General features: G+C 69.6%; 13 protein-coding genes and 1 tRNA gene. 8 read left to right on the plus strand and 6 right to left on the minus strand.

Features of this window, described 5'->3' with window-relative positions; translation table 11 throughout:
* Positions 1-42: 42 nt before the first annotated feature.
* The 6 genes from Microterr_RS10090 to pstB all read left to right on the plus strand — a co-directional run bounded on the left by Microterr_RS10090 (position 43) and on the right by pstB (position 7,358).
* Positions 43-2,208 (plus strand): RNA degradosome polyphosphate kinase, encoded by a 2,166-nt coding sequence (locus tag Microterr_RS10090; protein ID WP_263798075.1) that lies wholly within the window; start codon positions 43-45, stop codon positions 2,206-2,208.
* Positions 2,205-3,143: an NUDIX hydrolase gene (locus Microterr_RS10095; RefSeq protein ID WP_263798074.1), complete on the plus strand. Its 939-nt coding sequence runs from the start codon at positions 2,205-2,207 to the stop codon at positions 3,141-3,143. Before Microterr_RS10090 ends, Microterr_RS10095 begins: the two co-directional genes overlap by 4 nt.
* Before the next feature lie 163 nt (positions 3,144-3,306).
* Positions 3,307-4,416 carry a phosphate ABC transporter substrate-binding protein PstS gene (gene pstS, locus Microterr_RS10100; protein WP_263798073.1) on the plus strand — a complete coding sequence of 370 codons (1,110 nt, stop codon included), beginning with the start codon at positions 3,307-3,309 and terminating at the stop codon, positions 4,414-4,416.
* Positions 4,417-4,500: 84 nt separating this feature from the next.
* Positions 4,501-5,457: a phosphate ABC transporter permease subunit PstC gene (pstC, locus tag Microterr_RS10105; protein ID WP_263798072.1), complete on the plus strand. Its 957-nt coding sequence runs from the start codon at positions 4,501-4,503 to the stop codon at positions 5,455-5,457.
* Between the two features lies 1 nt (position 5,458).
* Positions 5,459-6,556, plus strand: a complete 1,098-nt coding sequence (gene pstA, locus Microterr_RS10110) for a phosphate ABC transporter permease PstA (protein ID WP_263798071.1) — start codon at positions 5,459-5,461, stop codon at positions 6,554-6,556.
* Between the two features lie 22 nt (positions 6,557-6,578).
* A complete protein-coding gene (gene pstB, locus Microterr_RS10115) occupies positions 6,579-7,358 on the plus strand; it encodes a phosphate ABC transporter ATP-binding protein PstB (protein WP_263798070.1) in 780 nt (259 codons plus the stop codon).
* 171 nt (positions 7,359-7,529) lie between these two features.
* Here the strand turns inward: pstB and Microterr_RS10120 are convergent, their stop codons facing one another.
* From Microterr_RS10120 to Microterr_RS10145, 6 genes are all read right to left on the minus strand, one after another.
* On the minus strand, positions 7,530-8,414 hold the full coding sequence (locus Microterr_RS10120; RefSeq protein ID WP_263798069.1) for an aminotransferase class IV: 885 nt from the start codon (positions 8,412-8,414) through the stop codon (positions 7,530-7,532).
* A 150-nt stretch (positions 8,415-8,564) separates the two neighbouring features.
* Positions 8,565-9,203: a DNA-directed RNA polymerase subunit beta gene (locus tag Microterr_RS10125; protein ID WP_263798068.1), complete on the minus strand. Its 639-nt coding sequence runs from the start codon at positions 9,201-9,203 to the stop codon at positions 8,565-8,567.
* Positions 9,204-9,212: 9 nt separating this feature from the next.
* On the minus strand, positions 9,213-9,599 hold the full coding sequence (locus Microterr_RS10130; RefSeq protein WP_263798067.1) for a hypothetical protein: 387 nt from the start codon (positions 9,597-9,599) through the stop codon (positions 9,213-9,215).
* 72 nt (positions 9,600-9,671) lie between these two features.
* The gene (locus Microterr_RS10135; RefSeq protein WP_263798066.1) at positions 9,672-10,475 is read right to left on the minus strand and encodes an anti-sigma factor; all 804 of its coding nucleotides are present in this window, start codon (positions 10,473-10,475) and stop codon (positions 9,672-9,674) included.
* Positions 10,472-11,074 (minus strand): ECF RNA polymerase sigma factor SigK, encoded by a 603-nt coding sequence (gene sigK, locus Microterr_RS10140; RefSeq protein WP_263798065.1) that lies wholly within the window; start codon positions 11,072-11,074, stop codon positions 10,472-10,474. Before sigK ends, Microterr_RS10135 begins: the two co-directional genes overlap by 4 nt.
* Before the next feature lie 53 nt (positions 11,075-11,127).
* Positions 11,128-12,843, minus strand: coding sequence for a cytochrome c biogenesis protein DipZ (locus Microterr_RS10145; protein ID WP_263798064.1), 1,716 nt, complete (start codon positions 12,841-12,843; stop codon positions 11,128-11,130).
* Between the two features lie 175 nt (positions 12,844-13,018).
* On the opposite strand from Microterr_RS10145, the gene Microterr_RS10150 reads away from it, so the two are divergent.
* Both Microterr_RS10150 and Microterr_RS10155 read left to right on the plus strand, forming a co-directional pair.
* Complete coding sequence (locus Microterr_RS10150; RefSeq protein WP_263798063.1) at positions 13,019-13,684, plus strand: fasciclin domain-containing protein; 666 nt, start codon at positions 13,019-13,021, stop codon at positions 13,682-13,684.
* An 87-nt stretch (positions 13,685-13,771) separates the two neighbouring features.
* Positions 13,772-13,844, plus strand: a tRNA-Lys gene (locus tag Microterr_RS10155).
* Position 13,845 lies beyond the last annotated feature (1 nt).

Here is a 13,845-nt window from a genome sequence, read left to right on the forward strand (position 1 = left end):
CGGGTTAACCCGTCCGTCACCTCAGACTGCAATGATGAGGGGATGCTGGAACACGAGGTGCTGGACGCCGGACTCGGCGATGCGGACGACGACGACTTCGACCTGGACGAGGCGTACGATGCACAGCTGCCCGACGGTCGGTATCTCGACCGCGAGCTGAGCTGGCTGGCGTTCAATCAGCGGGTCCTCGAGCTCGCAGAGGACCCCACCGTCCCCGTGCTCGAGCGGGCGAACTTCCTGGCCATCTTCGCGAGCAACCTGGACGAGTTCTTCATGGTCCGCGTCGCCGGCCTCAAGCGCCGCATCCTGACGGGTCTGGCCGTGCCGACCAACGTCGGCCGCTCACCGCACGATGTGCTGGCCGACATCTCCGGCGACGCCCACGCCCTGCAGCTGCGTCACGCCGGGACCTGGGCGACGCACGTCAAGCCGGCCCTCGCCGACGTGGGCATCGAGGTCATCGTCTGGGACGACCTCGCCGAGGAGGAGCGCGACCGGCTGTACGAGTACTTCCAGGAGCAGGTCTTCCCTGTGCTCATGCCGCTGGCGGTCGATCCGGCGCACCCGTTCCCCTACATCTCCGGCCTGTCGCTGAACCTGGCGATCCGCATCCGCAACGCGCGGACCGGCCGGCAGGAGTTCGCGCGCCTCAAGGTGCCGCCGATGCTCCCCCGGTTCGTGCAGGTGAGCCGCGACGGCGAGCGCGTGCGCTATCTGCCGCTGGAAGACCTCATCTCGCACAATCTCGCCGACCTCTTCCCTGGAATGGAGATCCTCGATCACCACGCCTTCCGCCTCACCCGCAACGAGGACGTCGAGATCGAGGAGGACGAGACCGAGAACCTCATCCAGGCGCTCGAGGCCGAGCTGCTGCGCCGCCGGTTCGGTCCGCCGATCCGCCTCGAGGTCGGCGACGACATGGATCGCCTCACCCTCGACCTGCTCATCAGCGAGCTCGACATCACCGAGCAGGAGGTCTACCGCCTCCCCGGTCCGCTCGACCTGCGCGGCCTGTTCGACCTCGCGCGCATCGACCGGCCCGAGCTGCACTACGCCCCGCACGTGCCGACGACCGCCCTCGCCTTCCAGCCGGGCGAGCAGGCAGGGCGCGCCGACCTGTTCGCCGCGATCCGCGCGGGCGATGTGCTCGTGCACCACCCGTACGAGTCGTTCGCGACCAGCGTGCAGGCATTCCTCGAGCAGGCGGCGAAGGACCCGCACGTGCTCGCCATCAAGCAGACGCTGTACCGCACCTCCGGTGACAGCCCCATCGTCAAGGCACTCATCGACGCCGCGGAGTCGGGCAAGCAGGTGCTCGCCCTCGTCGAGGTGAAGGCCCGGTTCGACGAGGCCGCGAACATCGTGTGGGCACGCAAGCTCGAGAAGGCCGGCGTGCACGTCGTGTACGGGCTGGTCGGGCTGAAGACCCACTGCAAGCTCCTCCACGTCATCCGCGAGGAGGACGGGATGCTGCGCAGCTACAGCCACATCGGCACCGGCAACTACAACCCCAAGACGAGCCGGCTGTACGAGGACTTCGGCCTGTTCACGACCGACGAGCAGGTCGGGCGCGACCTCACCCGCCTGTTCAACGAGCTGAGCGGCTACGCGATCGAGAAGAAGTTCAAGCGCCTGCTGGTCGCCCCGCTGCACCTGCGCAAGGGCCTGCTGCGCCAGATCGAGCGCGAGCGCCGTCACGCGGTGGACGGCAAGCCCGCCCACGTGCGCATCAAGGTGAACTCCATGGTCGACGAGCAGATCATCGACGCGCTGTACCGGGCCAGCCAGGCGGGCGTGAAGGTCGACGTGTGGGTGCGCGGCATCTGCTCGATCAAGCCGGGCATCGAGGGCGTCAGCGAGAACATCACCGTCCGCAGCATCCTGGGTCGCTACCTGGAGCACTCGCGCATCTTCGCCTTCCACAACAGCGGCGACCCGCAGGTGTTCATCGGCAGCGCCGACATGATGCACCGCAACCTGGATCGCCGCGTCGAGGCGCTGGTGCGCGTCACCGAACCGGCGCACCTCAAGGAGATGGTCGGGCTGTTCGACCTCGCCATGAGCGACACGACCAGTTCGTGGCACCTCGGGGAGGACGGCGTGTGGACGCGCCATCACCTCGACGAGCACGGCAAGCCCCTCAACGACCTCCAGGACAAGACGATGGCCGGCGTGCAGCGCAAGCGCCGCGCACGGGCGGTGCGATGACCGACACCGCCGTGTACGCCGCGGGCGGGGTGGTGTGGCGCCTGATCGAGGGCAAGCTGCGCATCCTGCTGATCCACCGCACGCGGTACCGCGACCTGACCCTGCCCAAGGGCAAGGTCGACCCCGGCGAGATGCTCGCCGAGACCGCGGTGCGCGAGATCTTCGAGGAGACCGGCATCCGGGTGCACCTGGGGGTCCCGGTCGGCGTCTCGCGATATCGCCTGCCGAGCAAGAAGCAGAAGATCGTGCACTACTGGGCGGCGGAGGCGTCGGACGACGCGATCCGGGCGTCGGCGTTCGTGCCGAACCGCGAGATCGCCGGCCTGGAGTGGATCTCGCCGAAGAAGGCCCTGAAGAAGCTGAGCTACCCGGTCGACGTCGAGATCGTGGAGAACTTCCTGAAGCTGGTCGATGACGGGGTGCTGCGCACCTTCCCCCTCATCGCGCTGCGGCACGCGAAGGCGGAGCCCCGCGACGGCTGGACGGGCGAGGATGCGGCGCGGCCGCTCGCCCCACGCGGCAAGGTGCAGGCGCACTCGATCGTGGGGCCGCTGCAGAGCTTCGGTGTGCGCAAGATCATCTCCAGCCCGGCCGTGCGCTGCGTGAAGACCGTCAAGCCGCTCGCGAAGGCGATCGGCGGCGAGATCGAGACCACCCCGATGATCAGCCAGGATGCGTGGGAGGAGGGCAGGTCGGACTGCCGCACCGTCGTCGGCGCGCGCGTGCGTGCGCGCCAGCCCGCCCTGCTGTGCAGCCACGGTCCCGTGCTGCCCGACATCCTCAGCGAGCTCGCGCTCGCCACCGGCACCCTCCGGGGCTCTTATCTGGGCAGCGCCTCGGCCCTCGAGACCGGCGCATTCTCGGTCGTGCACCTCTCCGTCGACAGCCCCGGTTCGGGCATCGTCGCGATCGAGACGCACGTCCCGAAGGACTGATCGGGCTCTCACCGGTGCGGTGAGGACCCCCTCGCGAGCCCTGTAAGTCCGGGGCCGTTCACCTCTCGTTCACCCTCGTCGCCCAATCTCTTAAGAGTCGCCCTCTACGGTCGTGCCGAACCCCGCACCGAGGTTCGAACCCCTTGACCCGTAAGGATCCACAGTGAAGATCTCACGCCTCGCCCAGCTGGGCGCTGTCGCCGCCGTCGCGGCCCTCACACTCACCGCGTGCGCCGCCAACGAGACGCCCGCCACCAGCCCGTCGGGTGACGCATCCGAGGCCGCCACGCTCACCGGCACCCTCGTCGGCGGCGGCGCGTCGTCGCAGGAAGTGGCCGTGCAGACCTGGGCCGCCGGCCTGCAGACCGCGAACCCCGACTTCACGGTCGACTACGACCCGGCCGGCTCCGGCACCGGTCGCGAGTCGTTCCAGAACGGCGCCGTGCAGTTCGCCGGCTCCGACCGCGCGTTCAAGACCGACGAGATCGAGGCCGGCCCGTGGGAGGTCTGCGCCGACGGCTCCGACCTGGTCGAGATCCCGACCTACATCTCCCCCATCGCCGTGGCCTTCAACCTGCCCGGTGTCGAGTCGCTGAACCTCGACGCCGCCACCGTCGCGGGCATCTTCGCCGGCGAGATCACCACGTGGAACGACGACGCGATCGCGTCCCTCAACGACGGCGTGGACCTGCCCGACACCGCCATCACGCCGGTTCACCGCTCGGACGACTCGGGCACCACCGAGAACTTCACCGACTACCTGTTCCAGACGGCGGGCGACGTCTGGACGAACGAGCCCGATGGCGTCTGGCCGCTGAAGGGCGGCGAGGCTGCGAACGGCACCTCCGGCGTCATCGAGGCCGTCCAGGGCGGCGAGGGCGCGATCGGCTACGCCGACGCCTCGCGCGTCGCCGACACCGAGCTCGGCACCGTCGCCATCCAGGTGGGCGAGGAGTTCGTCTCCTACTCCCCCGAGGCCGCCGCGCTCGTCATCGACGCCTCGCCTGAGGAAGAGGGCCGCGCCGACAGCGACATCGCGATCGCCATCGACCGCACCACGACCGAGGCCGGCGCCTACCCGATCGTGCTCGTGAGCTACCTGATCGGCTGCGCCGAGTACGCTGACGCCGAGCAGGCCACGCTCGTCAAGGCCTTCTTCAGCTACGCCGCCAGCGCCGAGGGTCAGGAAGCAGCCGCCGCTCAGGCCGGCAACGCGCCGATCTCCGACACGCTGCGCACCGAGATCGAAGCAGCGATCGCGGTCATCAAGTAACGGGAGCCCGCCCGGCTCCCACCGCCCGTGCGGTGGGAGCCGGGCACTCTCACGACATCCACTGAGCACACGAAGGTTCGAGACATGACGACAGTCCCCGCGGCGCCTCCGGCCGCCGCCCAGATGCAGGGGAAGCAGCGCCCCGGCGATCGCTGGTTCTCGGGCACCGCGCTGTTCGCGGGCATCATGATCCTCGTCACGCTGGCCGCGGTCGCGATCTTCCTGATCGTGCAGTCGCTGCCCGCGTTCGTCGCCACCCCCGAAACCGCGTCGCTGCTCTCCACGAACTTCTGGGACTACGTCTGGCCGCTGGTCTTCGGCACCGTCTGGGCCGCCGCGCTGGCGCTGCTCATGGCCGTCCCGCTCTCGCTCGGCGTCGCCCTGTTCATCTCCCACTACGCGCCCCGCCGGCTGGCGCAGGCGCTCGGCTACGTCGTCGACCTGCTCGCCGCGGTGCCGTCGGTCGTCTTCGGCCTCTGGGGCATCGGCGTGCTCGCCCCGGCCGTCCAGCCGGTCTACTCCTGGTTCGTCGACAACCTCAGCTGGATCCCGTTCTTCGCGGGCCCCGTCTCGAGCACCGGACGCACGATCTTCACCGCCGCGATGGTGCTGGCCGTGATGGTCGTCCCGATCATCACGGCGATCTGCCGCGAGATCTTCCTGCAGACCCCCACCCTCCACGAGGAGGCCGCCCTCGCGCTGGGAGCCACCCGCTGGGAGATGATCCGGATGGCTGTGCTCCCGTTCGGACGCAGCGGCATCGTCTCGGCCGCCATGCTCGGCCTCGGCCGCGCGCTCGGCGAGACGATGGCGGTCGCGATGGTGCTCTCCGTCTCGGGCGGCATCACCTTCGCCCTGTTCACCTCGGGCAACCCCTCCACGATCGCCGCGAACATCGCCCTGCGCTTCCCCGAGGCCTACGGCCTGAACGTGAACGTGCTCATCGCGACCGGCCTCATCCTGTTCATCGTGACCTTCGCGGTCAACGCCGTCGCGCGCTACATCGTGAACAGGCGCAAGGAATTCTCGGGGGCCAACTGACATGACCATCACTGAGACCCGTCCCCAGGCGCCCGCGCTCGACAAGCCGCGCGGGCTGACCAGCGGCCGCCTCGCCGCGTGGGTGCCGTGGGGCCTGCTCGGAGCGTCGCTCCTGCTCACCCTGCCGGTGTTCGCGATCTTCGCGATGGCCGAGGGCGCCGAGTTCAGCGTGGCCGGCTGGATCATCGTCGGCACGCTCATCTACCTCGTCCTGATCACGGTGATCTCGTCGATCGTCGAGGGCACGCGCCGCGCGGTGGACCGGATGGTCCTCGGCGTGGTGACGAGCGCCTTCGCGATCGCGATGGTGCCGCTGATCTCGGTGGCGTGGACCGTCGTCAGCTACGGCATCGCCCGTTTCGACGCCATGTTCTTCACCTACTCGATGCGCAGCGTCGTGGGCGAGGGCGGCGGCGCGGTGCACGCGATCGTCGGAACCGTGCTCATCACGCTCGCGGCCGCCGTCATCTCGATCCCCATCGGCCTGTTCACCGCGATCTACCTGATCGAGTACGGCGAAGGCAAGCGGATCGCCCGCGGCATCACCTTCCTCGTCGACGTGATGACCGGCATCCCGTCGATCGTCGCCGGTCTCTTCGCCTACGCCCTCTTCGCGCTCTTCTTCGGCCCGGGCATCCGGATGGGCATCATGGGCGCGGTCGCCCTCGCGGTGCTGATGATCCCCGTTGTCGTCCGCTCCAGCGAGGAGATGCTGCGCCTCGTGCCGAACGAGCTGCGTGAGGCGTCGTACGCCCTCGGCGTGCCGAAGTGGCTCACGATCGCGAAGGTGGTGCTGCCGACCGCCATCGCGGGCATCACCACGGGCATCATGCTCTCGATCTCGCGGGTCATCGGCGAAACGGCGCCCCTGCTCATCACGGCCGGGTTCACCGCATCCGTCAACTACGACCTGTTCAACGGCCGCATGCAGACGCTGCCGGTCTTCACCTACACCCAGTACATGAACCAGGGCACCCCCGCCCAGGCCTATGTCGACCGCGCCTGGGCCGCCGCCCTCACCCTCATCATCATCGTCATGGTGCTGAACCTCGTCGCCCGTCTCGTGGCGAAGATCTTCTCGCCCAAGACGGGTCGCTGACCCGCACCGCCGAAGGAAAACTGTGTCCAAGAGCATCGAAGTCAACAACCTCAACGTCTACTACGGCGACTTCCTCGCGGTCGAAGGCGTCGGCCTCGAGATCGAGCCGCGCACCGTGACGGCCTTCATCGGCCCGTCCGGCTGCGGCAAGTCGACCTTCCTGCGCACGCTGAACCGCATGCACGAGGTCATCCCCGGCGCACGCGTCGAGGGCGAGGTCCTCCTCGACGGCGACAACCTGTACGGCCCCGGTGTCGACCCGGTGCTCGTGCGTCGCCAGGTCGGCATGGTCTTCCAGCGGCCCAACCCGTTTCCGACGATGTCGATCAAGGAGAACGTGCTGGCGGGCGTCAAGCTCAACAACAAGCGCATCTCCAAGTCGGACGCCGACGCCCTGGTCGAGAAGTCGCTGAAGGGCGCGAACCTCTGGAACGAGGTTAAGGACCGCCTCGACAAGCCCGGCTCGGGTCTGTCGGGCGGCCAGCAGCAGCGTCTGTGCATCGCGCGGGCGATCGCGGTCGAGCCGCAGGTGCTGCTGATGGACGAGCCGTGCTCGGCCCTCGACCCGATCTCGACCTACGCGATCGAGGAGCTGATCGGCGAGCTCAAGAACGAGTACACGGTCGTGATCGTCACCCACAACATGCAGCAGGCCTCGCGCGTGTCGGAGAAGACCGCGTTCTTCAACATCGCCGGCACCGGCAAGCCGGGCAAGCTCATCGAGTACAACGACACGTCGACGATCTTCACCACCCCCGCCGTGCAGGCCACCGAGGACTACGTCTCCGGTCGCTTCGGGTAAGGCGGGGGCGGCGCCGTCTCGCCGACTTCCCCGGGCGGCGGCCTCCGCTCGCGCCCGGACGCGCTCCAGTTCGTCGCATCCGCGCCAGGAATTCATGACGCGGATGACGCGAAGTGGCGCGGCCAGATGCAGACCGCGGGTGCGCGTCGGCAGGCAGAGGCTGCGGGGCCGTCAGACGCGGGGGCTCAGCAGGTACTCGTTGAAGGATGCGGTCAGCTCGGCGTCGACCGCGACCGGCAGTCCGTCGATGGACGTGATGGGCGCGGCGAGCCGGACGCTCGAGACGAGCCAGGCGGCATCCACCGTGCGGAGGGCCGCCGCGGGCACGGTCTCGTAGGCGGTCGACGCACCCCGCGCCTCCAGGTGCTCGAACAGGCTCAGCTGCGTCGTGCCGTGCAGGATGCCGCCGGTGGGGGCGGGCGTCACGAACCGCTCCCCCACCTTCAGGATGAGCGACGCCGTAGGCGCCTCGAGCACGATGCCGTCGGACGAGACGAACACCGCGTCGTCGGCTCCGCGGCGGTGCGCCTCGCGGATCGCGGCCATGTTCACGGCGTACGACAGGGTCTTGGCGCCGAGCAGCAGCCACGGCGCCCGAGCGGGCGCCCCGCTGTCGAGGCCCCGGTCGAGGGTGACGACGCGGATGCCGTCCCTGCGCGGGCCGGAGAAGTCGGCCGCGGGCGCCGCCGTGACCCACGCGGTGGGGGTGGGTCCGTGCTCGATTCCCCTGCTGAGGATCAGCTTGATGACCGCCTCACCGTCGCCGGCCGACTCCGCCGCCCGGGCGACCGCCTGGCTCCACTGCACGAGATGAGGCTCCGGCAGGTCGCAGAGTCGCGCGGAGTGGGCGAGTCGCTGCAGGTGTGCGTCAGCCTCCTGGGCATGCCCGTCGATGACGCCGATCGACTCGAAGATGCCGTCGCCGCGCTGCGTGCTGAGCTCGCTGACGCTCAGCGCCGGCGCGCCCGGGTCGATCACGGTGAACGTGTCGGCGAAGTCGGTCCGCGGGTCGTCGGATGCTGCGGGGTCGATCACGAGGGCGAAGCGCGCGGCCATGCCATGAGCCTACGCCGCGGGGAATACGGTGCCGTGCACGTCGGTTACACTGGATCGGCCGGGCCGCAGTAACCCCGGGCTCCATCTTCTGCCGCTATGAGCGGCCTTGCGCCGAGAGGCGTTCTGCGGCCCGGCTTCACTCTGCCCGGCTCAGGTCAGGCTGTCGCGGCGCCAGAGCCCGGCGCAGGCGGTGAGATCTGCCGCGTACGTCGACAGACGCAGCGCGCGCGTGGTCAGCGCCGTCGCACGCTCCGACTCCGTGGCCTCGTAGTCATCGGCCAGATGGGTGGCGCCGGACGCCTGCACCCGGCAGAACGCCGCCGCACGGTCGAGCGCCACGGCGAAGTCGCCCTCGAAGAGTCCGCGCAGGATGGTGTCGACGAGGGCGATGAGCTCCTCGGGGGCCGCGGGCGTCGGAGCACCGGCGACGACGGGATCCGCCGACCCGATCTCGACCCGACCTCGCTCGTAGAGCAGTGCCGCCGTCTGCGGGTCGTCGTGGATCATGAGCTGCAGCAGGTACAGGCGCCACAGCGCGCCCGGGAGGCTTCGCGCAGGCGAACGCGACCACAGTTCGGCGATGTCGTCGATGCCATGCAGGTCGGTGAACGCGACGAGGCGGTCGATCACCTCCACCTGCGGCTCGGCCCGGACCCGTGCGAGCAGGGCATGGGCCGTCGAGTGGGCCGCCCGCGACACGTCCGCCGGATCCTGCGAGGCGAACAGCCGGTCGAAGACCTCGGCGGGGCGGCGCACCGGCTTGTGGAAGTCCCTGGAGGCGTCACTCACCCATCCAGGCTACTCGCCGAATCGGGCCTCGAGCTCGCCGAAGAAGGCGCCCGCGAGCGTCTCGGCATCGTCGAGCGTGAGGGAGAACTGGGCGCCCGCGCGGATCCCCAGCACGGAGTCCTCCGGCCGGTAGTCGATTCCGTCGGCCGGCATGAAGGTGCCGCCGGACATGATGCCGGAGACGACGAGCCCGAGCTCGGTGAGCGGGTTCGTGCCGTCGCCGGCCACCTCGCGCTGGCGGTGCACGAACCAGCGGTCCAGGCTCAGCAGCAGCGCCTCAGCCAGGCGCACGTCGTCGCCGGCGTCTCGGGCCGCTTCCGCTGCGGCGTAGAACCACGCGTGCGCGCCGGCGATCTCGTCATCGTCGTAGGTGCTGCGGTCGCGGATCGTTGACATGGATGCCAGGGTAGACGCCTCGCGCCGCATCCGCTCCCCTGGCGGGCGAACGGTCTCGCGCGCCCGCTGACGCTACGCGGTGGGGATCGCTGTGATCGGCTCGGTCGTGGGCTGGCCGGTCGGAGATCCGCCCGCCTGCTCGACCGTGACCGCGACGGTGTCGCCGGTCTCCACGTCGCCCTCCAGCAGCGCGGCCGTCTCGCCGTCCTCGGCGGTGAACGTGCCGGCGGAGACCGCCCCGTCGTCACGGACGAACCAGAGCTGGAAGGTCTGCTCGTCGGTGATCTCCGGGAGCCCGTCGCTGACGAGCACGGCCTTGCCGACCGATTCCGACCAGTGCAGTGTCGCGGTGCCGCCGTCGACCACGTCGGCGCTGACCTCCTGCGCGTCCGGCGCATCCTCGATCTGGGCGAGCGCCGAGACAGCGGGCGGCGTGGTCAGCAGATTGCCGATCGTGGCGGCGCCGAAGCCGATGCCGACGAGGAGGACGACGGATGCTGCCAGCGCGAGCAGCCCGCGCGTCCAGGTGCGGCGCTCGACCGTCTGGATCTCCTCGGTCGACGGCGCCGAGCTCTGCGCCGGCGGCTCCGGGGCGGATTCCGCCGCCACGGGCGCCGGCACCTCCGGCACGGGCGGCACGGACGCGGCGGCGACATCCTCCGCGATCCGGGCCACGAGCGCATCGCGCAGTCCGGCCGGGGGCGCGACCTCGGCGACGCCGTCGGCGAGGAAGGCGGCGGCCGCGGCATCCTGCTCCGCGATGGCAGCCCACTCCGGGTGAGCGGCGAGCGCGGTCTGGTAGGCAGCCTCGTCGACCGGTGACAGCGCATCCAGCGCGTGTCCTGCTGCCAGTTCGGCGAACTCCTGCTCTGTCACGATGTCACCCCCATCTCGGTGCGCAGTCGCGACAGTCCGTCGCGCATCCGTGTCTTGATCGTCCCCAGCGGCGCTCCCACGAGAGCCGCGATTTCGCTCTGACTGTAACCTCCGTAGTAGGCGAGAACGATCGCCTCCCGCTGCGGGTCGGGCAGGGCGGTCAGCGCCCGTGAGACGCGCCTCCCCTCGATCCGAAGCTCCACCTGCTCCGCGACGCCGTCATATGCGACCTCGACCTCGCGCAGGCCGACCTTGACGTCACGGTCGGCACTCGCCTGCGCCGACCGCACGCGGTCGACGGCCCGGCGGTGTGCGATCGTGAGAACCCAGGACCTGCCTTGACCTTTGTTCGGAGCGAACCGCCCGGCGGATTGCCACACTTCCAGGAAGACCTCCTGCAGCACTTCCTCGCTCTGCGACCGGTCGACGAGCACGCGCAGGATGAGGCCGAAGACCCGCGAGGACAGCATGTCGTAGAGCCCGGCGAACGCCGTCTGGTCTCCGCCGGCGACGCGCTCGATCAGGTCGCCGGCGTGGTCGACGCGGTCACTGCCCTCCTCGGGCACGTCCACGCCGTCGATCACCACGTCAACCAGCATGCCCTAGGACCTCCCTATCCGGGGTGACCGCCGCCAGGTTCCTCGCGCCGGACTCAGCCGAACGTGAACGAGTAGACCTCGACGCCCGGCGAGACGGTGAGCTCGGCGACACCGGCGCCGCCGCCGTGTCCGGTCACCACCTCGTACGACCGGGGTGTTCCCGACACCGGCACGATCTGCTCGCTGCCGTCATCGACGCGCACGCGCACCTCGCCGTCACCGGCCAGCACCATCCGCACCTCATCCGCGTGGAAATCGAGTCGGATGCCGCCGCCGTCATCCGTCCCAGGCGTCGCGTATTGGGTCTCGATCCGCCAGCGCCCATCCAGCGCGAACGAGTCGGCCTGCTGGTCCTCGGGGAGCGCGAAATCGCCCTCGCCCGCTCCATAGGGCTCATCCCCGGCGAAGTTCACGTCCTTCGAGGAGCCCAGGAAGGTCTCGGGCGTCGTCGAGCCGGCATCGGGCGTGGTGTCGGCGACCTCTGTCGCGGGCGGCAGCTCGGCATCCGGATCCGTGTCCTGCAGGAGCTCGCGGATGAGTTTCTCGGTCGCGGCGTAGTTGCCCTCGCCGAACGCGATGTGGCGCACGGTGCCCTCCGCGTCGATCAGGTAATGAGCAGGCCAGTACCGGTTGCGGTAGTTCGTCCACGTGGACAGATTGTTGTCGAGGGCGACCGGGTACTCGATGCCGAAGCTCTTCGCGCCCGCGGCGACATTGCCCGCGTCCTTCTCGAACGCGTACTCAGGCGAATGCACGCCGATCACCTGCAGCCCGGCGTCACGGTATGCCTCATCCCACGCGACGACGTGCGGGATCGAGCGCTGGCAGTTGATGCACGAGTACGCCCAGAAGTCGATGAGCACGACCTTCCCTCGCAGGTCTGCCAGGTCGATCGCGGCGCCGTCCGGGGTGTTCAGCCACTGGTCGATCCCGCGGATGCGCGGGGCGGTGCCGCACGACTCGAGCTCGTCCGCACCGTTGGTGCACTGGTCGAGGTCGCGATTCTCGTCGGTGACGAGCCCGCCCAGGTCGAGCGCGCGCTGCGCGTCAGGGTTGTCGGTGAGCTCCTTCTGCAGGCCGGCGGTGTAGTCGGGCACGAGACGCTGCAGCGCCTGCGGCACGTTGAACGCGAGACCGACGGCCAGCGCGAGCATCGCCACGCCTGCCGCGATCCGCAGCCCCCGCTCCCTGGTGCGGAAGGCCTTCATCCGCTCGATGAGGCCGCGGCCGGCGAGGGCGAAGAACAGCAGCGGCAGGGCGACGCCGACCGCGAACGAGACGGTGAGCAGCACGGTGTCGGCGCCGATGCGCCCGGTCGATCCGGCGACGATGATCGCGGCGAGCACGGGTCCGGCGCAGGGGACGAAGACGGCTCCCAGAGCGAGTCCCACCCCGTAGCCGCTCCCCTTGTTCGAGACCTCGCGCCGCGGGATCCACTGGAACGGCTTCTCGAGCAGCTGCTCGACCTTGGGCACCAGCAGGCCGACGCCGATGAGCACCAGCACGCCGATGCCGAACCACCGGATGATGTCCTGCGGCAGGTGCAGGGCGCCCAGGATGAGGGTGCCGATGAGGGTGACGATCGTGAAGCTCGTGACGAGGCCGAGGATCACCAGGTACGGCCGCCATCGCGACGCGGGCGCCGGCTCGTCGGCGAATCGGGCCGACTGTGCCCCGCCGGTGAGGAAGATGACCGGCAGCACCGGCAGGATGCACGGGGAGATCCCCGTGATGAGCCCGCCGAGCAGGCCGATGATGATGAGCGACATGCGCTCCCCCTTTGCGTCGGGGGTTGTTCGGCAGGAGCGGCCGAACGGATTGATCTCGGCGACCCGGCAATCCGATCGCCACGGGGCGCCGAACCACCTGTACACGCCGAACCGGCGGACAGGTCCTCGGACCGCACAGCCCGAGTCCTCGGACTCTCCGACACCGGAGGAAGCCATGCTCACCACCACGTCACGTGCCACCACGGGGATCGCGCTCGCGTTCGCCGCTGCCATCGCCCTCTCGGCCTGTTCCATGGGCGGGTCGTCCTCGACGCCGTCCGAGGACACCTCGGCCGAGTCGATGCCCTCGTCCGAGCCCAGCGAAACCGCCATGGAGAACGACCCCATGGCCAACCTCGTCGGCGCCGGCTGCGCCGACTACGCGGCAGCCGTGCCGGACGGCGACGGCTCCATCCAGGGGATGTCGCAGGACCCGGTCGCGGTCGCCGCATCCAACAACCCGATGCTGACGACCCTCGTCGCCGCCGTGAGCGGCGAGCTCAACCCCGACGTCAACCTCGTCGACACGCTCAACGGCGACGAGTTCACCGTCTTCGCCCCCGTCGACGACGCCTTCGCGAAGATCGACCCCGCGACGATCGAGTCGCTGAAGACCGACAGCGAGACCCTCACGTCGATCCTCACGTACCACGTGCTGCCCGGCCAGATCGAGCCGGCCGACATCGTGGGGACCCACACCACCGTGCAGGGTGCGGACCTCGAGGTGACCGGCAGCGGTGACGAGCTGATGGTCAACGACGCCACGGTCATCTGCGGCGGCGTCCAGACCGCGAACGCCACGGTCTACCTCATCGACACGGTGCTCATGCCCCCGATGTGATCACGAGATGAGGCCGCCGACGCACCGCGCGTCGGCGGCTTCGTCGTGTGCGGGAGGATGCGGTGGCCCAAGTAGGCTGGAGGCTGAGGGCCTCTAGCTCAGTCGGTAGAGCATCGGACTTTTAATCCGCGGGTCGTGGGTTCGAGCCCCACGGGGCCCAC

Origin of the sequence: Microbacterium terricola, assembly GCF_027943945.1 — a bacterium.
In the GTDB taxonomy this organism is placed as follows: Bacteria; Actinomycetota; Actinomycetes; order Actinomycetales; family Microbacteriaceae; genus Microbacterium; species Microbacterium terricola.